The sequence below is a fragment of the Bacillus thuringiensis genome (assembly GCF_001182785.1).
Lineage (GTDB): Bacteria > Bacillota > Bacilli > Bacillales > Bacillaceae_G > Bacillus_A > Bacillus_A thuringiensis_S.
Genome location: NZ_CP012099.1, coordinates 2171628 through 2195280 on the forward strand (window position 1 = coordinate 2171628; position 23653 = coordinate 2195280).

Consider the following 23653-nt stretch of genomic DNA (forward strand, 5'->3'; position numbering starts at 1 on the left):
CAAAATCACGACGTCAAAAAAAGGAGAGATAGAGATGGCAAGAAAAAAACAACCTAAATACAACGTAGGGGACATAGTCGTGATTACGCTATATGGAACCGTTGGGAAAATCACAAATATGAAGGTTTTAGATGGAGTTTATGTATACGAAGTCAATAATCACGATGGATTTTACGTAGAGCAAACATTGCAGCACGTTACAGAGCAAGATATGAAAAAGGGCGATACGGAGTGGATTGAATTAAATTATAATTTCACGTTTGGTGATCTTGTGCAAGTAACTGGATATGATAAAGATGTTTTCCGTATTGTTGGTTTTCGTACAGAAGTATGGAGATATAAGAATGACGCCTGGGAAGATACAATTTATGAATTGTCACGGATTACGGATGGTGAATGGTTAGAAGCGGATGAGTCAGATTTAACGTTACTTGCGAATGCTCAAACGGCAAATGCCATTTTGAAGAAACTGAAACAAGATAAAGCAGGTATGAATAAATTAGATTTAGGTAAGTTAAAGTCAATTAACAACTCGAAAAAAGTGAGTGTTAAGACGAATCGTCAAGAAATCATTGATGGGTTACTTGATATTTATAACGATTATCAATTATTGTTCGATACATTTAAAGATGAAGAATATAAAATTGTAATGGATGTTGTTCATAATTATTTAGTTAAATTGACAGAGAAAAAATAGTTAACTAGAAAGAGAGAATAAATTGAACAACAACATATGCAGTATAAGGTATGCCTACAACTATTAAAAAAATAAAAAGCCACTTTATAAGAGAGTCTGCCCATTGATCTTCATGCATGAACTCTTCTTTTGTTTGTCCTACTTCATATTGATTTTCCATTATTATTTCCCCCTTTGAATAGCTTGTACTACAATCGTATGCATCTCGTCCAAAGCTTATGACCTATAAAAAAATAAAATCTATTTTTCTAATCTCATATACATAATTTTGAGATTTTTTCATAAAACAGAAATAAAGGAGTGATGCTCATGAAGGAAATTGAAGTCGTGATTGATACGGAAGAGATTGCGGAGTTTTTTTATGAGCAACTAATTGAAAGAGGGTACGTCCCAAAACGAGAAGAAATTGAAGATCTCGCAGATATTACATTTGAGTATTTATTAGAGAAATGCATGATTGATGAAGTTTTTGATGAAGAGGATGAATGAAAGTAACGACGGGCATAACTCGTCGTTTTTTACTCTTTACAAACCTGTCACAAATATAGTCAATAATTATTGGTATAATGAAAAGGAAATTTTACTCAAGAGGTGAAGGGATGTTCAAAAAAATTATTGATTCTTTATTAGGAAAGAAAAAATATCGTTCGTATTCAAGTAGTGATTATCGTCGTAGAGGGCGCTCTTATTCAAGTAGCGATTATAAACGACGTTCATCTGGTTATGGACATCAACATTATAAAAGAAAACGTAAAAGCCGTAGCTTCTTTTCAAGTAGCTGATGAAATGGCGTCGTGTACTAGCATTATTTGATAGACCACTGCGAAAAAATACAATTGTTGCAGAACGTTATAAAATTGAATCAGTAATTGGAATGGGCAGTTATGGGGTTACATATGTCGTTAATGATTTACAAATAAATAGATATAAAGTCTTAAAACAATTAAGACAAAGTAAACAAAGATATGAGTCTGGTAGAAAATCATTTGAACAAGAGAAAATGATTTTACAAACATTAAATCATCATGCAATTCCTAGTCTATATGATCATTTCATATGGGAGAAAAAGAGCTTCTTTGTGATGGAGTACATGCCTGGTAAAAATTTTGAAGATTATATTTTCATAGATGGGTATGTATATACAGAACGTGAAGTTTTTGAGATTTTATATGAAATATTAGAAATTGTATCGGTGTTTCATAGTGAAGGCATTATTCATCGAGATTTACGCATTCCAAACATACTAATGAAAGAAAATCAAATTAGTATTATTGATTTTGGATTGGCTAAATGGAAAGGTGAGGATGATGAGCGAGCTACAACTTACGAAGGTGAACAAGCTTTGATGCGAGAAGTTCACTTTCGTAGCGACTTTTATGCGCTCGGTCATTTCTCATTATTTTTATTATATGCAGGATATGAATCTAATGAAAAACAGGAAAAACCATGGTACGAAGAATTAACTTTGGAAAATTATAATCGCGAAATTCTTATGCGAATGTTACAAATAAAAACGCCGTACTATGAGAATGTACAAGATTTAAAACAAGATGTAGCTTCTGCTTTAGAAAGGATGGAGACTCCATGTTTCAAAAGTTTTTAGCAAGCGTTGGTATTGGAAGTGCAAAGGTAGATACTGTTCTTGAAAAAGATGAGTATATTGTTGGGGAAGAAATAGTTGGAAAGGTTCATATAATTGGAGGTTCAGTTAGCCAACAAATTGAAAGCATTTACTTAACATTATCGACGTCGTATGTACGAGAAGTGGATGATAAAAAAGTAACAGCAACATATGATTTAGAGCGAGTACGCTTAACAGAACCTTTTTCTGTAGAACCGAATGAAAAAGTTGAAATTCCATTTTCTTTTTCAATGCCAATTGAAGCACCACTTACACTTGGTATGAAAACGGTTTGGATTCATACAGGTCTTGATATTAAACGTAGTATAGACCCAAGTGACCGCGACTACGTTCAAGTGTTACCCAATGCATTATTAAGTAGTGTTTTAGATAGTGTAAATGAATTAGGGTTTAAAGCACGTCATATAGAATGTGAAGAATTACCGCATCGATTACGTAAGCAAGTTCCATTCGCACAAGAATTTGAGTTTATTCCGGTTTCTGGAGAGCATTATGGGAAATTAGATGAATTAGAATTATTAATCTTGCCACGTGCATACGACCGACTAGAAATTATTATGGAAGTAGATAGAAAATCCCGTGGTTTAGCTGGATTATTCGCTGAGGCGCTTGATCTTGATGAGAAGGTGATTCGTTTTACCGTAACAAGAGAAGATATCCCTGAGATGAAGCAAAAAATTAATAATTATATTTTTTAATAAACTATGCATAAAAAAGAAATGGAGAGGAAAACTAAAACAACCGCTCCATTTTTTTGCATAGTGAGGTTATGTATGTGAAACGATATCGACATTTATACTTGCTAAGTTTTACGTTACTCATTTGTTTTGTCGTATTATCACTTTCGTATCATACCGCTTGTATTGAGAATTTTGACAATATAGTCGCACATTTTATTCAAAGCTTTCGAAACGATTATTTGACGACCTATTTTACTTGGGTGTCTTTTATCGGTTCCAAAAGAATATATTTTCCATTACTCATTATTCTTGTAATGTATTTTCTCGTTAGAAAAAAGTTGCTTAGTGCGTTACTTCTAACAATTAATTACTACGGATCTCGTTATTTAAACAGTATGCTTAAACTATGGTACGAACGAGCAAGACCTGATGTCACGCAGCTTGTTACTGCGACTGGATATAGTTTTCCGAGCGGTCATACGATGAATGCTACTGCTTTTTTAGGATTTATTGCATACGTCACAATTACTGAAGATCGTATTTCGTTGCATAAAAAATTATTAATTATTCTTATAGCAAGCTTTGTTGTATTATCTATTTCAGTTAGCCGAATATATCTTGGCGTGCACTATCCATCTGACGTATTAGCAGGATGGGCAGCTGGCGGTAGCTGGCTCGTTTTATGTGTTATATTTCATAAAACGTTCATAAAAAAAGAACCTATGTCATAATAGGTTCTTTTTTCATTGGCTCAACATGAATGTGTGCATGGTAAATTCCAAACTTTTTGCGAAGCATAGCCTCGATATTGTCAGTAATACAGTGACTTTCTCCAACATCCATACGAGCATCTACTTCAATTGTAATATCAACGTACGTTTGATTCCCGTACATACGTGCTCGAATATCTACAATGTTTTCCACACCGCCAATATGCTCAATAGCATCAGCGTATTCTTCCATTTTATCAGGATCAATTCCATCTGTTAGCATATGAGAAGATTCTACGAAAATCTCCCATGCAGTTTTACAAATAATAAGACCGACAATTAAAGCGGCAATAGGGTCTAAAATAGGCATTTGGAACTGAGAACCGACAATACCTACTACAGTACCAATACTTACGAGTGCATCTGATAAATTATCCTTTGCAGCGGCTTCTAATGATTTACTTTTTGTTCGTGCTGCAATTTTTTTCGTATACAAATACACGCAGTACATAACGACAGCAGAAAATAAAGCAACCCATGCAGCGAGTACATTAGGTGCTGCTTGTTTCGGATTTAAGAAAGATTGAATGGCACTAATAACAACTTCTAATCCGACTGTTGCCATAATGAAGGACGCAACAAGTGATGCGATTTGTTCGGCCCGCGAATGCCCATACGGATGATCTGGGTCACGAGGTTTACGAGATATTTTTAGACCAATTAATATCGCTAAAGAAGCACCGATATCCGTTAAGTTATTTAAACCGTCAGCACGTAATGCGCTAGAGAGGGTAATATAACTGATGATGATTTTCATAGAGGATAAAAATATGTAGGCCATAATGCTGACAATAGCACCTTTATCAGCTTCTTTATGAGAAAGAGTATCCATTTTAATCACTCACCTTTCTTTAAAGGAATTTCTTTCTATAAATAGAGTATCAAACGAAAGTCGTGTGGGTCTATACAAACATTGTTGACGTTTTATAGCTTTTTAAGAAGGGGATAACAAAGTTTCGTGAAGGAAAAATATGTTGAAAAGTACAAAGTCAGGGTGTAAACCGAATTGGAGTTTATTTACTAAAGAGATAGGAGGGTAGATGGATGAAGAAACGAATACTTTTCTTACTATGTATTATTCTTATAATGACAAGGTGTAATTCATTAAACGATGAAAAACGTCAAAAGATAATTGTGAAAATAGATGAAAGCCCTCTGAAAAATATTTTCCAGAGGGCTTTTATTTTAGTATGCTTCTAAAAACTCAGTAACTTGCTCTTCAGTTTTTGCGTTAGCACTATGTAAGTGGCCTAGCTTCTCACCATTTTGGTATACAAGTAAACTTGGAATACCCATTACTTGATACTCTTCAGCGATACTTGGAAACTCATCTTTATTAATAGAATACCATTCAAATTTATTGAACTCTTCCATTACATCTCCGATAAAGTTGTCCATACGTACGCAATCTGGGCACCATGTAGTAAAGAACTTAACAACTACTGGCTCCTCGCTTGCGATGATGTCTTTGAATTCTTGTTCTGTTTTAATTTCTTTCATAAGTAAAACTCCTTTCAATATCACACGAATTTATATGCAAAATTCGTATTTGCAAACATGTTGCAAACTTATTATTTGTTTTTTAGTTTTGTAGTTCGTTCACACTTATAAAATTGTATGTAACATGACTGCGCTACTAAGTGTGAAAATAACGGAACCTCACTTTTCTTTATAAGCTTTTTCCAGGATTGTGTCAAACTTTTGAATTTTATACAGAAATTAAAGAAGCCCACACTTTGATTGAGTATGGGCAGAGTGACTAAAATTAATCGCTTATTAATTTCGAATAGATATTTAAATCGATAAGCTTTCCAGCTGATTTTTCGCTCTTTCTCAGAGTACCTTCTAGATTAATTAACTTTTATTATACAAGAAAATAACTACATTGAACAAAAGCGTTAATTGGAGGTAACGAAATGACAAACTCATCAATTGAATATTGCGTTCAGTGTGATTAAGAAAGTGGTGTATAAAGATGGGACGAGATGAGAGTTACTTCCGAGCTAAAAAAAGAGTAAATAATTTAAAAACATTTTACATTCATTTAACCATCTACATACTAGTCAATCTGATGCTTTTTTTACTTTTTAAGTAGTGAATTAGCTATTTTTTATTCTATAAAGAAATAACTCCGAAGCTCATATCCTTTCATGATAATATAAAGTGAAGAGGAGGGCCTTCCCTTTAATTATTAGTACACACTAATCAGGTTTTACGGGTAGTTAATTTTTTATCTAACTTCCCCGTATGTACTGAATTTTAATGTGGAAATGTTCGTTAATAGGAGATAAAAGAAAAAAGAGGATATATGAATGCTTGTATTAGGTTTTATGTTAATTGGTTTAGGTATTTTTATTGTTTGTCTGACTGTAATTGATGGAATCAGAGAGACAAAGGAACATGGTTTCAGTGGGTTTAAAGATTTTATTATTATTGTGCTGGTGCATATTATAGAAATAATCAGTGATTTATGGGGATTCCAATTGCTATTCATATTGATAGGATTGGTTTGCATCGGATTTGGCGTTGCTATTTTAACAGTAGAATTGTATTAAAAGATAAGTAAAGGGCATCTAATTAAGATGCCTTTTTATTTTAATTACAAAAATTGAATAAGGTTAGAAAGTATATGGTTGTAATAGGAATTAAGGGATATGAATAAAAAATTTTATCCCGCATTAACGGGCAGTAAGCCCCCACTGATTAAAGTTTCACTTTATTAGGGATTTGCCTTAAACATTTATTACAGTCAAGAATATTTATAATAATATGAACTAAAAAAGGTCTAAATTTTGTAATGTTGGAGGGAATTATTGTGGACATAACTCAAAGCGTATCAAGAATAGTGGTTAATGGGAAAGACCTTTCTTTCACTTCAGTACAAACCTCTGCATGGAATCATGGACCTGTAAATGATTTAATCGTTACGACGAATCAGAGAGTGAATGAGCTTTATCAATTCATGTGGTCACAAGTACCGGTTACGATTTCGGTATATTTCCTTCAAGGAGCGAATTTACTTAGGTTCGTTAGGGTTGCGGGAATTAATGAGCGTGTAACGGGAGAATATGTATATCATTTCATTTGGTGATAAGAAGAATTCAAAGTAGTCTAGCAGCTACTTTTTTATTTTGTCATTTGAATATAATCGAGCGGACTAGCTTTATAGTACCCACTGAAATAATGAATCATAATATAATTTGTAATAAATTATACGGGAAGGGAGCTGAAAATAATGTTTTATTCATATTTTAATTTTGAAGCTGGTATGCGACCAGCTTATGGTACATCTATAACGTATAGTGGAGCACAAAGTACAGTCCAAGCTATTCAACAAGCATTGCAAATGCAACAACAATTGCAAATGCAGCAGCAAGGTGTACAACCGTATTATTCATCCGTAGAGTATTTTTACCCAGTACATCAAGTTACACCGTACGGAAGTTCTTTTCTGACTATTCCATATGGGACTGTATACAACTTATAACTAGTAAGGAATGAAGTGGTGTATATAAATAAGGGTGCAGGTTAATAGCGCCCTTATGAATAATAAAAATAGCTAGTCCAAACCTTATAAATCAATCTTACATAATATGTAGTAATAAGTTTGAAAGGGGAATTAGTATGTCTTGTTATTACTACTGTAAGTATTGTAAGGAGTATAAAAAGAAGCATCATGATTGTTGTAAGAACACTAGTAAGTGTCATGATAACAAGGACAATCTTGTTAGAGCATCGGCATTTAGAGCTAGAAATACTGTGAATCAAAATGTTCCTGCTAATACTTTTGTGAAAGTGTTATTTCAAAATGAACAATTTGATTTAGCGAATGAGTATAATCCAGCAACATCTATTTTTATGCCGAAGACTAAAGGTGTATATTCTATTATTGGAACGATTGGTTTCTTTCCAAACGATCCAACTTTAAATTATAGAGCACGTGTAGAAATTCGTGTGAATGGAAACGCAGCGATAGCAATAGATAATGACTTTTTTGGTCCAATAAGTTTTGGAAATGTCGTAAGTGTTTCGACGATTGTTCAATTGAATGCAGGGGATGAAGTTGAGATTTATGCACAAAGTAGTATAGATGGAGTTTTAAGTCCTTTAGAAGATGGTGCACATTTTGAAGCAGCAAGATTTCCTTCTCCAATTAAATAAAGTTATTAAACAATGAGTTTACAGAAGCTTAAAGGTAAACCCTCACCGAAATGGTGAGGGTTTTTAACTCTATTAAAAATAGTAACAGGTCGTCCAAGTTATTCTAATCTATATTGCATACTATGTAAAAATAAGTGTAAAGGGGGACTAACTATGTCTTATTATTACTGTAAGTATTGTAAAGATTACAAAAAGGAAAGTCATGATTGTTATAGGAAAAGTAGTAAATGTGATAGGAAGTATGTAAATGTGAAGTGTTGTGATGATAAGAAAGAGGAGCTTGTAAGGGCATCGGCATTTAGAGCTGTGAATACAGTTAATCAACCTGTTCTAGCAAATACTCCTATTAAAGTATTATTTCAAAATGAACAATTTGATCTAGCGAATGAATATAATCCAGTAACATCCATTTTTACTCCGAAAACTAGAGGGGTATATAGTGTATTAGGAAATATAACATTTTCTCCAAATGATTTTAATGTGAATTACAGAGCTAGAGTAGAAATTCGTGTAAATGGAAATCCAGCAATAGCGATAGATAATGATTTCTTTGGAACAGGAGTATTTTTTAATAATGATGTTTCCGTAACTACTATTCTTCAATTAGAAGCAGGAGATTTAGTTGAAATTTTTGCAGAAAGTAGTATTGCGGGCGTAATTGTACAAAATGTTAATGGTGTAAATACGGTTCACTTTGAAGCAGCAAGATTTCCTTCTCCAATTAAATAAAGCAGATCATCAAATGTTTTTTAGTAGGTTTAGTTAATCCCCTTACCAAATGGTGGGGGATTATTATTGTTTTTCTAAAATATATAAGTAAATAGGTAAAGTGTAGTTTAATTTTTAGATGCTTCAACCTTCTTCAGATAATGAACAAAATAATACGTAAATAAGTAACATGCTTCTGAAAACTCATTGTTAGTAAGTTTACTAGTTTTCTTATAGAACAAGAAAGATGGAATACATAAAAGATCGTATCATTACGTTTTTTTTACTATATAGAAATTATATATTGAACATAGATTTGTGTAGGGAATGCTAATGCACTGAAAAGAATAACATAAAGACGATTACACTATATAAAAACAAAATCAATCCTAAGATGAGTAGTATTGGATGCAGCTTGAACATATTTGACCTCCTTGAGTATATAAAGAATTTTAATATATTGTAGGTCAATTTAGAAGGGGAAGGTTACATAAAAAAAGAGCATACATAAAAAGTACGCTCCAAAGAAAGATAGGTTTTATGAGTGGATAATCTCCATACAATAATATATGCTCCTTTAATGAAAAAGTGTAAAGAATCAATAAATTATCAATGGAATATCATAAAATGAGTAATTTTAGTTTAGGAATGCAGTTATTTTCTTTCTCAGTTATTTTAGGTAACAAAGTTGTGAAAATCGTACATTATGCGGACTAACAACGGGATAGCAATCGTACTTCAGTTACATATTTCTTAAAGTCTGGGTATTGCGTGATAGTCTGACATTTAGGGGTGCATAGTTGATTAATTATAGACACATTTGTAATTACTTCGTTACAAGGACCGAAAAATGTAACTTTTAGTTTTGAATTAGGTGGAACTTTAAATATGATAGGTTTTTTTTTCACGAAATCAGCTCCTAATATTCCATAATATATATGCGTCACCTCTTTATTTAAATAATTATTAAGGTGTATTTATATAGTATGAAATCTTAGTTAAGTTGATTATAGTATAGAGCCTTATGGCCATATAAGTACTTAAACATGTGAAAAAAAACTGAGAATACTATATGAAATGTATAATTAATATAATATGAAAAATGAGTAGTTTATCTAATGCATTTTTTGTCCTAATACATATTATGGTAGTGAGAATTGTATGAGGAGGTAATAAAAGAATGCAAGAAAATGTACAAGCTCAACCTCAGCTTTCACCACCGTGGATCACATATTTTAATAAATTGGTAAATTCAATAGGCGCTGATCCAACTGTTACAGTTGGTCCACTTATTCCAGTTGGTGGGAATTTTATTATTTTAGTGCATGCGTTAAGTAATGAAAAAGCGATAGCGTTAGCAACGCTTCTAAAATCTTTTGTAGAATTTGGGAACGTAAGTGTGACAGTTATTGTAACGAATAATGAAAATCAAATCGTAAATCCAGTACCTTGTCCACTAGATGCTTTTGAAATTGCACATTTATTTCTAGTAGCACTAGAAAATAATCCTTATTTTGATCAAGTTGTGGTACAGCCTCAGTTCCCTGGCGGATCTAATGTTGTCTTTCCGGTGTTTAAAGCCGAAGTGATTCAATTTTTTAATGATGATATTTCAAATTTATGTCAAACGTTTACAGGTGTTGCTGCAAATGTATTTCATGATGTTATGCAGGATGAGATTTGTGATGCCCCAATTCTATTTTCCACAAGTTGTGTTATGAGTAGTGAAAATCAAGAATTGCAAAATGCAGATTTAGCACCAAAGTTATTTTATTAAACTGTAAAAAGACATTTTCATGAATAGAAAATGTCTTTTTATATGTATCAAAGTCGTTTTTTTAGCTAATATCCCGTTAATTAAAATTTTTCTAAATCTCAGCATGTAAAGATAGTAATTTTGACTTAAGAATATATAGAAAATGAGGGATGAATTTTTTTAGTTGAAAGGGAATTGATATTGGAAATTTTAATTTAATAATGTAGGAGGATTTTTTCTAATATCCGTAAAAATGATTGATAGGACGAGATTACATAACAAATGAATAGTAGGGTGTATTTCGAATATTTTATGTGGCAAATATGTTAAAACTAATAGAAATATTTCTGAAAGAGAATATATTTTTAAAAACAGTAAAGATTCTTTTTATTTATATTATAGATAGCTAGTTTTAGAGAGGGGAGGCTTACAATAAAACAAGCTATGAATAGGACATTAAAAAGGAGCTGGAATGTATGGGTTATATTGTAGATATTTCAAAATGGAATGGAACTATCAATTGGGATATTGCAGCATCTCAGCTAGATTTAGTGATAGCTAGAGTTCAAGATGGCTCTAATACGGTGGATTTTATGTATCAAAACTATGTTAGTGAAATGAAAAAGCATAGTATCCCATTTGGTAATTATGCTTTTTGCCGTTTTATATCTATTGCTGATGCAAAGAAAGAGGCACAAGATTTTTGGAATCGTGGTGATCAATCAGCTAAGTTTTGGGTGGCGGACGTAGAAGTTCAAACGATGGCAGATATGCAAGGCGGGACACAGGCATTTATTGATGAATTACGCCGTTTAGGTGCGGAAAAAGTAGGATTATATGTAGGGCATCACACGTATTTATCATTTGGAGCACGTAATATGGAAGCTGATTTCGTATGGATTCCTCGTTATGGAGGGAATAAGCCAGCATATCCATGTGATATTTGGCAATATACGGATTCAGGGAATGTTCCTGGGATTGGGAAATGTGATCTGAATCGATTAGTAGGAAATAAGTCACTTTCTTGGTTTATAGATTCGAACAAAGCAAATCAACCTAACATAGTGTATACACAGCAACCGAATGGCATTGGTATTGCAGTTTCGAAATATCCTGATGGATACGGAATAAATTTATATGAAAACCCCATGAATCCTCAATTTACAGGTGCACTCACTCAGAAAATTCCATATTTAATCTTAACAGGTTATTGGGGAGGCGGTGAGCAAGATATGATTTGTTTAGGGAACGATAAGCAGTGGGCATATTTAAAACATTTTAAGGTGAAATGGTTTTATACAACTTCGAAATATCCTGTTGGCTACAGAGTAAATTATTATGAAGAGCCTGAATGTATGAATTATAAAGGAACTATAGATGGATCGACATCTTTTCGAGTGTGGGTTAGAGTGGGAAATGCAGTAGATATCGGGCAGAATCGTTGGATACCTGAAGAACATGTAAGTATTAAGTAACTATAGCAGTCGTATTGTTTTTGAGGTGTATGTAAAGAGTCTTCTTACTATACATAATAGTAAGAAGACTCTTTATGTTTGAAAATGGAAATGCATGATACATAGTCAACTCATATGAAATGAATTACATGTAGAAAACACACTGTTTTCACAATGCCTGTGTATAGTTAATTTGCATAATGATAAAAGTGAGGTATTTGAATTGAAAAAGAAAAAAATATTTATTGGAACAATTATTTCATGCGTGATGCTAGCATTATCTGCATGCGGTTCCTCAGACAACGTAGTAACATCAAAAGTAGGAAATGTTACAGAGAAAGAATTAAGTAAAGAATTACGACAACAATATGGAGAAAGTACTTTATATCAAATGATGTTAAGTAAGGCATTACTAGATAAATATAAAGTTTCGGATGAGGAAGCAAAAAAGAAAGTAGAAGAAGCAAAAGATAAAATGGGTGAGAACTTTAAATCGACTTTAGAACAACTTGGATTGAAAAATGAAGATGAATTAAAAGAAAAAATGAAGCCAGAAATTGCATTTGAGAAAGCGATTAAAGCAACAGTCACAGAAAAAGATGTGAAAGATAACTATAAACCAGAAATGAAAGTAAGTCACATTTTAGTGAAAGATGAAAAAACGGCTAAAGAAGTAAAGGAGAAAGTAAATAATGGTGAAGATTTTGCTGCCTTAGCAAAACAGTATTCAGAAGATACTGGGTCAAAGGAACAGGGTGGGGAAATATCTGGTTTTGCTCCTGGACAAACAGTGAAAGAATTTGAGGAAGCTGCGTATAAATTAGATGCAGGCCAAGTAAGTGATCCAGTTAAAACAACTTACGGTTACCATATTATTAAAGTGACGGATAAAAAAGAATTAAAGCCATTTGATGAAGTAAAGGAAAAAATTCGTAAAGATTTAGAACAACAAAGACTACAAGATACGACAGGTAAATGGAAACAACAAGTAGTCAATGATTTATTGAAAGATGCTGATATTAAAGTGAATAATAAAGAATTTAAAGATACATTTAAATTTCTAGAAAAGAAATAATGATTGTAATCATAATTAGAAAAGGGAACTCATATAGAGTTCCCTTTTCTAATTAGTGTGTGAGTTATAAATAGATAGTAAGACAATACAATATTACATTTAAATATTAAGAATTACAATGGGAAATTATGGATGGTAATTAAAGGTGCTATAATTATTTCAACGAAAGTGTATATTATACGGTTTTCATTATGCAAGGGTGTTACATATATTTATCCTTTAATAATGGATATCGAACATAATTTGAAAAATAATACATATAATGTTTTTGAATAAATATTTAACATGGATAATTAGTAAAAAGCTGAGCATTCGAATGGAAAGGATGTTCTTTTTGGTGTGAAAATTTTAGGATAAAGAATGAATCGTTTTAAACGCGTCATTTACCACATCAATAAATTAAGGTGGGGAGAATATATGAAAGTAATCTTTCAAGGAGAGGGCCGCGCGAAAATTTTTGAGTCATATGATGAAAATGTAAGTGATTTATTAGCTATATTAAAAGAAACGAAAGGGATTAAAATCGGGATTGTTGAGTATAAAGTGTTAAAGTACGAACTTAATTATTTTCGTCATCCGAAAAAAGCGGATACAGAGAGAGAGTTACATATAATAGTACAACCTAAGTATATGTAATGAAATGTAATAATAAAAATCACTGATTCAGTTTTGTAAAGTTTCATAGAGTATGTAAGAAAAGAGAGTGTTGTAAATGCTCTCTTTTCTTATGCTTTGTGAGTTCGTTCATCATAGCATATGTTTTCAGTTATAGATGGTTAATAAACGAAAAAATTTAAAACTTTTTTGTTTAGGCAGGGATTTTATATTTGAGTAAACAAATATACTATGAAGTATTTTTATACGAATATTGGAGGAGTATAAAATGAGTTTAGCAAGTTACATAGGCTGTAATGTAGAAATTCCGTTAACGGATCCAGATTCTAATGATGTAATTGTTTTTGGACCGTGTTTTGCAGATGAAAGTATGCTTGAAATTGTACATGAGTATCAATTCCAAACAAATTACACATATGAGGTTTCAACTAGTTGGGGAATTGAACTTGTCGAGTGGCAAAACGTAAAGGAAAAAAAGAAGCGAAAGAAAAAATTTTAACTTTATGCAAGATTATGGAAGGCTATTCGGAAGATGGAGACTATTTCGAATTATTTAGTTGTTGGGTTGGTGATGAAGATAAGGAACGAGTAGGGGAATTGAAATTAAAAATAAATCATTTTAATATAGATGAATTATGTATTCCAGAAAGAACATTAGTTAGGATAGAAAAATAAAATTTGAAATATTTTTTAGAAACAGGCGATTTCACTTTGTGTGAAGTCGCCTTTTAGTTGTTATATGCATTTTACATAAAAAATGAGAAGTTTATTTGATAAAGGAAAAAAGTATGGAGATAATTAAAATTTTGTTTTTTGTTAAAAAATAATAAGTATGGCTCTTCTCAAAAGAACGTAAGTTCGTGTGTAATAAGAACGAATGTTCTTTTGAGAGGGTAACCTAATTATAGTTTAGAAGTAAATCCGAGTTTAGTGAGTATTAAAAATAACTAAGGGATAGTATGGCTAAATAAATGTATAAATGATCAAGGAGATAAAAAATGAACGATGTAAAGATACAAAAAGAAGAAAGAGAGTGGGTTCCGTTTACAGTAATGTCCGAACAACTTTTAAATATGAGAAAGATTATTGGAGAGAAATTAAAAGTACAAAAACCGCTTTTAACAAACGAAGCAAAAGAGAGAATTTCTGATAAATTATTAACGTCATTACTGTCTGAGAAAGAAATATTGGTAACATATTTTGAAGATGGCTACATATTAACAAGCTATATGACAGTTGTACATATCAATCCGGTAAAACAAATTGTAATTTGTACAGACGCCTTTTATAAAACTTATGTATTTAACGCTATGGATATTATTGAAATAACGTAAAAGAAGCTGAATATTAAATGGCAGCTTCTTTTATTTCTGATTTATGAAACAAATAATACAAGAAAAAGCAGCTAGCTTCGTGCTAGCTGCTGAGCCCCAGGGAAAGGGAGAAAAAGATAGGGTACTCCAAAATCAACAAGAGCTGTCAAACAGCCTGATTATAGTATAGACAAATTTAAATTTTCTATACAGAAAGTTGAACATAAGATTAGGCTGTACCCACTTGGTTTTGATCTGCAAGGTCAGAATCAAATGTATTGGTCGCACTAACACCGCTAAAAGTATTAACAACAAAGCCAACGTTTGATGCGCCGGAACCATTATAAGCTTTCGTATTTTCTTTCGGAGAAACGTTGTAGAAATCACCTAAGTTAAATGAACCATTACTATTTTGTACAACTAAATTCCCTACAACTGATGGCATAATTTTCACCTGCTTTATAATAAGTTGTTAACATTACTATATGGAGGTATAGTCCAGATGGTTCATATAATAAAAATTGTGGAACAGTAAAACGTTTGGAGCATGGATTTCAATAAAAGTGTGTTAAAATTAATATAATAAAGTTGAGTAATTTTTTAAAAAAATTTGTATAATTGATATATACGAAAATAAAGGAGGCAAAATGTAATGAAAGATATTATGAAAAAAGTTGATTTAACAGATGCCAAATCAAGTAATCTTGTTGCACTAATTTATAGTAATGAAGTTATATTAGTTGAAGACGCATTTTGTCCAAATGAAATAAAATTAAAGTTTAATGAAATTGCAATTTTATCTGCAATTAAAACAGCTCATATTGCGAAAGTGTCTATTAGGAAAGAACTTGAAGCGCTTTTTCATGATACGGGTGTTATATTAGTGAAACAAAATGTTGATTATGGTAGTAGCCAATCTATTACCATGCATTTTGAGCAATTTAAAAAATTGCAACATGAGATTGAATATTTAAATAAAAGTATGTAATAAGGCAGCTAAATAAAGGTTCTATCATAAGGATGGAATGTGTTGTGTTGAAAAAGTGGTTTAAAAATTATTTGAGTGAATCGCATTGTAAACATAAATATATTTTTATTAAGATGCAGGATAATGAAAATTTTTGAAAAAGTACACTAGGTGTAGTTTATCCCGCTATTTGCCGGGCAGCTCGATTGGTTCAACTAATAATCAGTGGAGGATGAACAAAACCCTCACTGATTAAAGTTTCACTTTATATGTATCAATGTGAGAAATGTGGAAAAGAGAAGTTGAAATGTAAAAACAATAATGAAATAAACAATGAATTTTTAGATATATAGCAAAAAGTAACCATGATGGTTACTTTTTTGTTTATGTATGCAATATCAAAACCATTACTAAAGTATGAGTTGAGTTGATACTTTAGTAAATGGCTGAATAAAAATGAAGAGAGTAAGATATAGGGAAGGAGGATGAGAGAAATGAAGCGAAAAGAAATTAGTAAATCTGTAATTATTACAGGCGTGACACAAGGGCTAGGACGTGCGATGGTTGATCGATTTCATGAATTAGGGTGGAACATATATGGTTGTGGACGTTCAAAAGATAAAATTGAAGAACTGAAAAAACAGTACAGTAAAATACATGATTTCCAAGTAATTGATGTTTCAGATTCTCAGCAAGTTAACAATTGGGCAAATTATATACTTAATAGACATACGGCTCCCGATCTTATAATAAATAATGCATCGATTGTAAATCAAAATGCACAACTTTGGAAAATTACGGCTCAAGAATTCGAAAATGTAATGAATGTAAACGTGAATGGTGTAGTAAATGTAATAAGAGCGTTTGTTCCCGCAATGGTAGCTAGGAAAGAAGGAATTATCATTAATATGAGTTCTAGTTGGGGGAGAGAAGGTGAAGCTGAGCTTGCGCCATATTGTGCCTCGAAATTTGCAATTGAAGGTATCACTAAATCTATGGCACTGGAATTACCCCATGGCATGGCTGTAGTTGCTTTAGATCCTGGAGGGAGTATTAGCACTCCAATGCTGAAGTCATGTGCGCCACAATATATAAATGAATCACCTACACCTGAAACTTGGTCACATAAAGCAATTCAATATATATTGAATATAACAATAGATGAAAATGGAGATTCATTGACATGCCCAGCATGCATATAAAAAAGCACCTTTAAGGTGCTTTTTTATATTAGTAACACATTATATCATTCACAAAATTACATCTGAAAAATAAAATAAAAGATTAAGGATGGAATTTGTTTATCCCGCTATTTGCCAGTCAGTAAGACCCCCACCTCAAAATTCAGCGAAAGCAAATAATTTAGGCGGAGGATGAAGAAAAAACCACTGATTAAAGTTTCTCTTTATTTTGAAAGGTTTAGAAAATATTTAAATAGGTGATAAAAATGAATCCAAGCGGTTTAAAAGTGACAGGGGCATGGTTTCAAGTAGGAGGGAACCTTACAGCTGCAATTGGAACGACAAGAGGGTTTATTGGAGAAGAGAAAGTTGAATCGGATCTTGTTATTGTAGGAAGCTCATTACAAGCCCTCGGGTATATATTACAAATCATTGCGAGCAAGTATAATGACGGGGAAGAAAAAAGGGAAAAGCAAAATATAGGCTTAGAGAATCAAAGTAAATTACTTGATCGAATAGGAATTGAGTTATTAGCATTAGGGAATATATCAACTGTAATAGGAACATATTTTAATATAAATGAACAATTGAAAGAAAATGATTATCTTATCATTACAGGGAACAGTTTACAATCAATCGGTGCTTTTTTAGGAGTAGAAGCAGCTTTGATAGATATAAATGTATTACAGAAAATTATTATATTAGGTAACTCCATGCAAAGTTTAGGTGCTGGATTACAAGCGTATCAAGGTGTTTCAAATGTATTGAAAGATGAGAGAGAAAATGAAGATAGTATTTTTGATAAGAAGGATGAGAGAATAATTGCACTCATTGGTATTTGGATACAAGCGATAGGAACGTTAATTTCTGCAATTGGAGTAACTGCAATAGAGGAAGAAAATAGGCTAGAAAACAATGGGAAGTCTGAAATACTTATATAAATAGAAGGAGATACATTGATTTTAGAAGCAGGTTAAGATTAAAATAGTAGTAGGTTTTTTTGCCTATAGTTAGAATATATTAAAGTAAGAGATGCTATGTATACTTAATGAAAATTTATGTAATGCCAACATCATAAGGTTTCTTTGCTTATATTTTGAAAAGTGATATATAAAATACAAAATAAGGAGTTTTCAAGGGATGATGTATTTAGTAGCAATTTTTCTTCCACCTGTTGCTGTATTATTTTGTGGAAAACCAATTCAGGCAATAATAAATTTCATATTAACATTAATATTTTGGGTTCCAGGAGTTATACATGCAATTCTTGTAGTGCATGATAAAAAAGCTGATCGGCGTTTGAAAAAACAAATTCAAGCATATGATGAAATCAATAAGAGGAATCGAAGATAATTCATCTATAAAATATTTTTAAAAGAAAGGAGGATTAACCTCCTTTTTTTAGTGGGTGTTAAGTTTAAATTTTTGTGTGGCGGAAAGAATTTTTAATATAAGTTTTATGGTAATAACTTTTAGATTGTGCATGTAATAGGCCAGTATAAATACTTTCTGGTACATTAAAGAAATCGTACATACCATTCTTTAATTGGATTCGCAAAATCATAGAAAAAGGATTATAGCCAACAGCAACTATATTTTTTGAAATCACGGGAGATAGCTTCATCATTACGCAACTCCTCACTTTTCATTTTTAATAATTTCTTGTAGATGTTGAGGTTGTGAAGTTGAAATCCTTATAATTTAAGAGGTATTATACTTATATGCAATATATTAAATGTTTGTTATACGTAATTATAAAGAAGTTCACACGAAGTACATATCGTTGTGCTATTTTTATTTCACCTTTGATTTATAAATAAGAAAATATTGACCATTTGAAAAAAAGGTATATTATTTATACGAGGTATTAAAAATTCACTTTTTACATTCTATGCTTAAAGGGGCAGCGTTATTAGGAAAAATAGAAGTGAAAATAGTTTGTATAAGAAGTATTCTAAAATTTATAATCTGTGAATTGGGAAAATATTGAATGCTCCAGGTCAATATACTTTCTTAATCAAATTCATTTTAGAAAGTGACCTCAATATTTTTAAGTAAATCAACGGGAGAATTGAAAGGCAGGAGAAAGTAACATGTCAGAAAATTATCGTTCTCGAGAGGAACGACGACAAGTTAAAAAGAAAAAACAGCCAGCTTCTAAAACACAAAAACCAAAAGGTAAAACATCATTCTTTCGCAAGTTTTTAATTACTTGTTTATTACTTGGTATTGTTGGTTTAGTGGCGGGGGTTGCTACCTTTTTCGTAATGATTAAGGATGCACCAAAACTTGAGAAAGCAAAACTTGTTAATCCGTTATCCTCAAAAATTTATGATAAAAACGGGGATTTGGTATATGAATATGGAAAAGAAAAAAGGACGAATGTTACGTATGAGCAAATACCTAAATTAGTAGAAAATGCATTTTTAGCGACAGAAGATTCACGTTTTTATGAGCATAGCGGAGTAGATTTTAAAGGTACTGCCCGTGCTGTTCTAGTAAGTCTTAAAGGAGATTATGGTTCTCAAGGTGGAAGTACGATAACACAGCAAGTTATTAAAAATTACTTCTTATCAATGGACAAAACACCAAAGCGTAAGGCACAAGAAATATATTTAGCCTATAAGCTAGAACAACAGTATTCAAAACATGAAATATTAGAGATGTACTTAAATAAAATTAACTTAGGAAACCGTTCATATGGGATCGCAACAGCAGCACAAAACTACTATGGTAAAGAATTGAAGAACTTAACATTACCAGAAGTTGCGATGCTTGCAGGTTTACCGAAAGCACCGAATAACTATGATCCAACGAAAAAAGAAAATGTTCAAAAAGCAACAGAAAGAAGAAATGTTGTTCTAAACTTAATGAATCGACATGGATATATAACAAAACAGGAAATGGAAGAAGCATCAAAAGTTGACGTAGAAAAGGGACTCAAGCCTGCAACTCAACTACAAACAATGCCATACCCTGCATTTATGGATGCAGTTGTGAAAGAAGTAGAAAAAGAATTACCAGATGCTAATATCGGTTCTGACGGTTTAGAAATTTATACAACGTTAGATCCGAAAGCACAGAAACTTGCTGATAATATTTTAAATAATAATATCATTGATTATCCGAATGATAAATTCCAAGGTGCATTTACATTTATGGATACGAAAACAGGAGAAGTTCGTGCTATAGGTAGTGGCCGTGGAGAAAATAAAGCTGTATTTAAAGGGCATAATATGGCAATTGAATTAGATCGTGCAGCTGGTTCAACGATGAAGCCGATTTTCGACTACGCTCCTGCAATTGAATATTTAAAATGGGCAACGTACCATCAAATTGATGACTCTCCATTTAAGTATTCAACGGGACAAGAAGTACGAAATTCAGATAGAAGTCATATGGGTCCAATTACAATGCGTGTAGCATTAGAAAAGTCACGAAATATCCCAGCAATTAAGACTGCGAAAGAAGTTGGAATTAATAAATCAAAAGACTTCTCTGAGAAATTAGGCATTACATTTAATGCGGCACCGACTGAATCAACAGCGATTGGTACAAATGAAGTATCACCAACTGAAATAGCGGGCGCTTATGCGGCATTTGGTAATGAGGGTAAATATACGAAACCGCATTTTGTTAAGAAAGTCGTTTATCCAGATGGTAAGTCACAAAGTTTTGGACAAAAACCAAAACAAGTTATGACAGATTCTACAGCATATATGATTACAGATATGCTTCGTACTGTAGTTACATCAGGTACTGGTACATCTGCAAACGTAGCATCCTTAGATGTAGCTGGTAAAACGGGTACGACAAACTACTCATCAAAACAATTAGCTCAATATAAAATTCCAGAAAGTGCAACTCGTGATAGTTGGTTTGCTGGATATACACCGCAATATACGATGGCAGTATGGACTGGGTATATGAAAGATGGTAAAGACGAGTATATTAGTAGTAAAAATACGAAAATTGCACAGTTGATCTTTAAAGAAATGATGAGTGAAATGGCTACAGATAAATCACGCTTTAAAATGCCAAGTAGCGTCATTCAAGAAGGTAGTGAGCTACGTATAAAAGGTGAAAAACGTGATTCATCGCCAAATACTAGCGTGCCGGATACAACGGAGCAACCAAAACAAGATCAACAGCAAAAAACTGAAGAAGAGAAAAAGCAAGAAGAATTAAAGAAACAAGAAGAACTGAAAAAACAAGAAGAACAAAAGCAACAAGAGGAACTTAAGAAGCAAGAAGAACAAAAGAAACTAGAAGAGCAAAAGAAACAAAATGAACAAAATAACGGAAATGGTCAAGGAACGACACCTCCAGCGAATAACGGAGGAGGCCAAGGAACGACACCTCCAGCAAATAACGGAGGAGGTCAAGGAACGACACCTCCAGCGAATAACGGAGGAAACCAAGGAACGACACCTCCAGCAAATAGCGGAGGAGGCCAAGGAACGACACCTCCAGCACATAATGATGGAGGTCAAGGAACTCCAACCCCACCTGCAACAGTACAACCAAATAATGGTGGAAATACAGGAGAGGTTCCTGCCAATAATGGACAATAAGAAAAATTTATAGAAAAGTTTTCAAAAGAGCACTTAAGATTTGTAGGAATTTACAATCTTAAGTGCTTTTTTCATTTTGCTACAGAAAATGTAATGTTAAGGGCTGGATAGAAGAAAAAGAGTGAATTAACGTAAAGAGAGGAAAGTCTATTTGCAAAAGATGGTATGTGTTGGTTATCCTGCAAAGTGACTAACTGTGATGAATCATATAAAGTATTAAATAAGTAAAAATTATATTCAAATCTTTAATAAATATCTTTCTTTAATGGTTACTTTAGTTGGGGAAACAATTTAAAAAGTCGAATTTCTTATTTAGGAAATTCGACTTTTTTATGTTGAAACTGGAGTGAAGTTAATCTTTATTGCAATGTAGGGGGAATACAGTGATGGCTATTAAATGTTAAACGTACCATAAAAATTTTGAAAATAAATTGATGGGAAATGATAAAAGACTTGGGCCTGAGGTGGTGGAGCGTAGCTAGGGTGATAAAAGGTAGTGCTACTTGGATGGGCACCATGATGCCAAAATGAAGGGGTAGTTTGACCTGGTGATTGGTATTGTTGCCAAATTGCTGGAAGTTCAATGCCGACATCGGAACTTGCTGTATGAACGGCGGGGGCATGTATTTCGGGTATCGAAGGAACCGCGACAGTTACTCTTGATGATAATACCCACATAAAATAATCACTCCTAAGTTGTGATAATAAATTAGTATATTCTTTTCACACGTATAAAGGTACATATATAGGACTTTCGTTTAAAACATGCGTACAAAGTCTTAAGACTAATGTAAGCTGATGGTGGACTATTTAATAAGAAAAGATACGTCTATTTGCGGAGGGAAAAAAGATCAATAAAATGTACAATGAGGGTGTTAATCGTAATATTTTACGAGTGTATGGAGGGATTTTTATGGAACGATTATGGACGAAATCATTTATTCAAATGACTTTCGCAATGTTATTTTTATTTACAGGATTTTATTTACTTGTCCCAACGCTACCGCTATTTATTAAAGAGATAGGTGGCAATGAATCGCAAGTTGGACTCATGATGGGGATGTTTACAATAGCTGCTGTTGTAATACGACCGATTATTGGAGGAATGTTAGATCAATATGGTAGAAGATCCTTTATTATTTTCGGACTCATCTTTTTTGGATTAACGATGTATTCCTATAATATAGCATCGACTATTGTCCTTTTAGCTGTTTTACGTGTTATTCACGGAGTAACATGGGCTGTTTCTACAACAGCTGTTGGAACAGCAATAACGGATATTATTCCAGATTCACGCCGCGGTGAAGGTATGGGTTGGTACGGGATGGCGATGACAATTGCAATGGCGATCGGACCAATGATTGGACTATGGGTTGTACAAAATTATTCATTTCATGGTCTATTTTTATTAGCGACGTTGTTATCTTTTATGGCAGTCGTATTATCACTAATAACGAAGATGCCATTTACGCCACAAAAAGAAAAAGGAAAAATTCAGCTATTTGAGAAATCCGTATTAACAATCACGATTGTAGTATTCTTTTTATCGTTTGCATATGGAGGAATTACAACCTTTTTACCGTTATTTGCATCATCAATTCATGTGAATCCGGGAACTTTCTTTCTTGTATATGCAATTGCATTAACAATTGTAAGACCAATTTCAGGGAAACTATTAGATAAGTATGGAGAAGTATTCATCATACTCCCCGCATTATGTATTACTATTTTAGCTATAGTTGTTTTAACTATTTCAAATGGTTTGTTAGGTGTAATTATCGCAGCAACATTATACGGTATTGGATTTGGTTCAGCGCAGCCAGCTTTGCAAGCGGCAATGCTTACAATTGTTGATCCGAGTAAAAGAGGAGTTGCGAATGCTTCATTTTTTACAGCATTTGATTTAGGAATCGGATTAGGTGCTATTTTACTTGGAGTGGTTTCACAAATGTTTGGTTATCGTATTTTATTTTCGGGGAGCGCAATTTCAGCATTAATAGCCTTAATTATTTTCGTCTTCTTTGTAAAACAACGATTAGGAAAAAAAGAGTTTGCGTAAA

The 23653-nt window shown here is 32.6% G+C and carries 31 protein-coding genes and 3 pseudogenes; 26 read left to right on the forward strand and 8 right to left on the reverse strand.

The features are described from left to right. The first annotated feature begins 34 nt into the window (after nucleotides 1-34). Nucleotides 35-697, forward strand: a complete 663-nt coding sequence (locus AC241_RS11330) for a hypothetical protein (RefSeq protein WP_000101498.1) — start codon at nucleotides 35-37, stop codon at nucleotides 695-697. A gap of 4 nt (nucleotides 698-701) precedes the next feature. On the opposite strand, the gene AC241_RS11335 is transcribed toward AC241_RS11330, so the two are convergent. Then, on the reverse strand, nucleotides 702-857 hold the full coding sequence (locus tag AC241_RS11335) for a DUF3930 family protein (RefSeq protein ID WP_000431486.1): 156 nt from the start codon (nucleotides 855-857) through the stop codon (nucleotides 702-704). A 149-nt stretch (nucleotides 858-1006) separates the two neighbouring features. Here AC241_RS11335 and AC241_RS11340 point away from each other — a divergent pair, with 149 nt between their 5' ends. The 5 genes from AC241_RS11340 (at nucleotide 1007) to AC241_RS11360 (ending at nucleotide 3750) form a co-directional block, all read left to right on the forward strand. Next, complete coding sequence (locus AC241_RS11340; RefSeq protein WP_000658451.1) at nucleotides 1007-1186, forward strand: YozD family protein; 180 nt, start codon at nucleotides 1007-1009, stop codon at nucleotides 1184-1186. Nucleotides 1187-1296: 110 nt separating this feature from the next. Continuing rightward, on the forward strand, nucleotides 1297-1479 hold the full coding sequence (locus AC241_RS11345; RefSeq protein WP_000473371.1) for a hypothetical protein: 183 nt from the start codon (nucleotides 1297-1299) through the stop codon (nucleotides 1477-1479). Further along, entirely contained in the window at nucleotides 1479-2300 is an 822-nt protein-coding gene (locus AC241_RS11350; protein WP_029442234.1) for a serine/threonine protein kinase, read from the forward strand. The genes AC241_RS11345 and AC241_RS11350 overlap by 1 nt, the downstream gene beginning before the upstream one ends. Continuing rightward, nucleotides 2282-3037, forward strand: coding sequence for a sporulation protein (locus AC241_RS11355; protein ID WP_050843448.1), 756 nt, complete (start codon nucleotides 2282-2284; stop codon nucleotides 3035-3037). The genes AC241_RS11350 and AC241_RS11355 overlap by 19 nt, the downstream gene beginning before the upstream one ends. 77 nt (nucleotides 3038-3114) lie before the next feature. Continuing rightward, nucleotides 3115-3750: a phosphatase PAP2 family protein gene (locus AC241_RS11360; RefSeq protein ID WP_000833369.1), complete on the forward strand. Its 636-nt coding sequence runs from the start codon at nucleotides 3115-3117 to the stop codon at nucleotides 3748-3750. Here AC241_RS11360 and AC241_RS11365 read toward each other — a convergent pair. From AC241_RS11365 to AC241_RS35875, 3 genes and pseudogenes are all read right to left on the reverse strand, one after another. After that, complete coding sequence (locus AC241_RS11365; protein WP_000380385.1) at nucleotides 3740-4621, reverse strand: cation diffusion facilitator family transporter; 882 nt, start codon at nucleotides 4619-4621, stop codon at nucleotides 3740-3742. The genes AC241_RS11360 and AC241_RS11365 overlap by 11 nt on opposite strands. Nucleotides 4622-4974: 353 nt before the next feature. Then, nucleotides 4975-5289, reverse strand: coding sequence for a thioredoxin family protein (locus AC241_RS11370; protein ID WP_000658787.1), 315 nt, complete (start codon nucleotides 5287-5289; stop codon nucleotides 4975-4977). A 265-nt stretch (nucleotides 5290-5554) separates the two neighbouring features. Beyond that, nucleotides 5555-5635, reverse strand: a pseudogene (locus tag AC241_RS35875) (GNAT family N-acetyltransferase); the annotation flags it as partial. Between the two features lie 129 nt (nucleotides 5636-5764). Between AC241_RS35875 and AC241_RS32850 the strand changes: the two are divergent. From AC241_RS32850 to AC241_RS11395, 6 genes and pseudogenes are all read left to right on the forward strand, one after another. Further along, nucleotides 5765-5875, forward strand: a pseudogene (locus AC241_RS32850) (2TM domain-containing protein); the annotation flags it as partial. Nucleotides 5876-6101: 226 nt separating this feature from the next. Continuing rightward, nucleotides 6102-6344 (forward strand): hypothetical protein, encoded by a 243-nt coding sequence (locus AC241_RS11375; protein ID WP_016081744.1) that lies wholly within the window; start codon nucleotides 6102-6104, stop codon nucleotides 6342-6344. 260 nt (nucleotides 6345-6604) lie between these two features. Beyond that, nucleotides 6605-6880 carry a hypothetical protein gene (locus AC241_RS11380; protein ID WP_230690612.1) on the forward strand — a complete coding sequence of 92 codons (276 nt, stop codon included), beginning with the start codon at nucleotides 6605-6607 and terminating at the stop codon, nucleotides 6878-6880. Nucleotides 6881-7024: 144 nt separating this feature from the next. After that, nucleotides 7025-7276, forward strand: coding sequence for a DUF3947 family protein (locus AC241_RS11385; protein ID WP_016081743.1), 252 nt, complete (start codon nucleotides 7025-7027; stop codon nucleotides 7274-7276). Between the two features lie 137 nt (nucleotides 7277-7413). Continuing rightward, nucleotides 7414-7950 (forward strand): C1q-like domain-containing protein, encoded by a 537-nt coding sequence (locus AC241_RS11390; protein WP_001278088.1) that lies wholly within the window; start codon nucleotides 7414-7416, stop codon nucleotides 7948-7950. Nucleotides 7951-8103: 153 nt separating this feature from the next. Beyond that, nucleotides 8104-8679, forward strand: coding sequence for a complement C1q domain-containing protein (locus tag AC241_RS11395; RefSeq protein WP_016081742.1), 576 nt, complete (start codon nucleotides 8104-8106; stop codon nucleotides 8677-8679). Between the two features lie 692 nt (nucleotides 8680-9371). Here the strand turns inward: AC241_RS11395 and AC241_RS11400 are convergent. Beyond that, nucleotides 9372-9566 (reverse strand): hypothetical protein, encoded by a 195-nt coding sequence (locus AC241_RS11400; protein WP_050843451.1) that lies wholly within the window; start codon nucleotides 9564-9566, stop codon nucleotides 9372-9374. 272 nt (nucleotides 9567-9838) lie between these two features. Here AC241_RS11400 and AC241_RS11405 point away from each other — a divergent pair, with 272 nt between their 5' ends. The 7 genes from AC241_RS11405 to AC241_RS11430 all read left to right on the forward strand — a co-directional run bounded on the left by AC241_RS11405 (nucleotide 9839) and on the right by AC241_RS11430 (nucleotide 14892). Beyond that, complete coding sequence (locus AC241_RS11405; RefSeq protein WP_050843453.1) at nucleotides 9839-10435, forward strand: hypothetical protein; 597 nt, start codon at nucleotides 9839-9841, stop codon at nucleotides 10433-10435. 455 nt (nucleotides 10436-10890) lie between these two features. After that, nucleotides 10891-11889 (forward strand): glycoside hydrolase family 25 protein, encoded by a 999-nt coding sequence (locus AC241_RS11410; protein WP_050843455.1) that lies wholly within the window; start codon nucleotides 10891-10893, stop codon nucleotides 11887-11889. 202 nt (nucleotides 11890-12091) lie between these two features. Beyond that, a complete protein-coding gene (locus tag AC241_RS11415; RefSeq protein ID WP_000727352.1) occupies nucleotides 12092-12943 on the forward strand; it encodes a peptidylprolyl isomerase PrsA in 852 nt (283 codons plus the stop codon). A gap of 417 nt (nucleotides 12944-13360) precedes the next feature. Continuing rightward, nucleotides 13361-13579 (forward strand): hypothetical protein, encoded by a 219-nt coding sequence (locus AC241_RS11420; protein WP_050843457.1) that lies wholly within the window; start codon nucleotides 13361-13363, stop codon nucleotides 13577-13579. A 247-nt stretch (nucleotides 13580-13826) separates the two neighbouring features. Then, the gene (locus AC241_RS35145) at nucleotides 13827-14057 is read left to right on the forward strand and encodes a KH domain-containing protein (RefSeq protein ID WP_042968896.1); all 231 of its coding nucleotides are present in this window, start codon (nucleotides 13827-13829) and stop codon (nucleotides 14055-14057) included. Between the two features lie 14 nt (nucleotides 14058-14071). Further along, entirely contained in the window at nucleotides 14072-14233 is a 162-nt protein-coding gene (locus AC241_RS35150; RefSeq protein WP_230690613.1) for a hypothetical protein, read from the forward strand. Between the two features lie 323 nt (nucleotides 14234-14556). Then, nucleotides 14557-14892, forward strand: a complete 336-nt coding sequence (locus AC241_RS11430; RefSeq protein WP_001999741.1) for a YolD-like family protein — start codon at nucleotides 14557-14559, stop codon at nucleotides 14890-14892. A gap of 208 nt (nucleotides 14893-15100) precedes the next feature. Here AC241_RS11430 and gerPF read toward each other — a convergent pair whose 3' ends face one another. Continuing rightward, entirely contained in the window at nucleotides 15101-15316 is a 216-nt protein-coding gene (gerPF, locus tag AC241_RS11435) for a spore germination protein GerPF (protein WP_001141569.1), read from the reverse strand. Between the two features lie 207 nt (nucleotides 15317-15523). On the opposite strand from gerPF, the gene AC241_RS11440 reads away from it, so the two are divergent. The 5 genes and pseudogenes from AC241_RS11440 to AC241_RS11455 all read left to right on the forward strand — a co-directional run bounded on the left by AC241_RS11440 (nucleotide 15524) and on the right by AC241_RS11455 (nucleotide 18372). After that, a complete protein-coding gene (locus AC241_RS11440; protein ID WP_016081736.1) occupies nucleotides 15524-15859 on the forward strand; it encodes a hypothetical protein in 336 nt (111 codons plus the stop codon). Nucleotides 15860-15903: 44 nt separating this feature from the next. Then, nucleotides 15904-16191 (forward strand): annotated as a pseudogene (locus AC241_RS35880) (hypothetical protein). Between the two features lie 141 nt (nucleotides 16192-16332). Next, the gene (locus AC241_RS11445) at nucleotides 16333-17040 is read left to right on the forward strand and encodes an SDR family oxidoreductase (protein ID WP_016081735.1); all 708 of its coding nucleotides are present in this window, start codon (nucleotides 16333-16335) and stop codon (nucleotides 17038-17040) included. Nucleotides 17041-17285: 245 nt separating this feature from the next. Beyond that, a complete protein-coding gene (locus AC241_RS11450; protein ID WP_016081734.1) occupies nucleotides 17286-17960 on the forward strand; it encodes a DUF6944 family repetitive protein in 675 nt (224 codons plus the stop codon). 199 nt (nucleotides 17961-18159) lie between these two features. Continuing rightward, nucleotides 18160-18372, forward strand: a complete 213-nt coding sequence (locus AC241_RS11455; RefSeq protein WP_016081733.1) for a YqaE/Pmp3 family membrane protein — start codon at nucleotides 18160-18162, stop codon at nucleotides 18370-18372. 64 nt (nucleotides 18373-18436) lie between these two features. Here AC241_RS11455 and AC241_RS11460 read toward each other — a convergent pair whose 3' ends face one another. Next, nucleotides 18437-18646 carry a KTSC domain-containing protein gene (locus AC241_RS11460; protein WP_000977080.1) on the reverse strand — a complete coding sequence of 70 codons (210 nt, stop codon included), beginning with the start codon at nucleotides 18644-18646 and terminating at the stop codon, nucleotides 18437-18439. Nucleotides 18647-19112: 466 nt separating this feature from the next. On the opposite strand from AC241_RS11460, the gene AC241_RS11465 reads away from it, so the two are divergent. Then, a complete protein-coding gene (locus tag AC241_RS11465; RefSeq protein ID WP_050843458.1) occupies nucleotides 19113-21593 on the forward strand; it encodes a PBP1A family penicillin-binding protein in 2481 nt (826 codons plus the stop codon). A gap of 393 nt (nucleotides 21594-21986) precedes the next feature. Here AC241_RS11465 and AC241_RS11470 read toward each other — a convergent pair whose 3' ends face one another. Further along, nucleotides 21987-22271 carry a hypothetical protein gene (locus AC241_RS11470; protein ID WP_016081731.1) on the reverse strand — a complete coding sequence of 95 codons (285 nt, stop codon included), beginning with the start codon at nucleotides 22269-22271 and terminating at the stop codon, nucleotides 21987-21989. Nucleotides 22272-22506: 235 nt separating this feature from the next. Here AC241_RS11470 and AC241_RS11475 point away from each other — a divergent pair, with 235 nt between their 5' ends. Next, complete coding sequence (locus AC241_RS11475) at nucleotides 22507-23652, forward strand: MFS transporter (protein ID WP_014482022.1); 1146 nt, start codon at nucleotides 22507-22509, stop codon at nucleotides 23650-23652. The last annotated feature ends 1 nt before the right edge of the window (nucleotide 23653 follow it).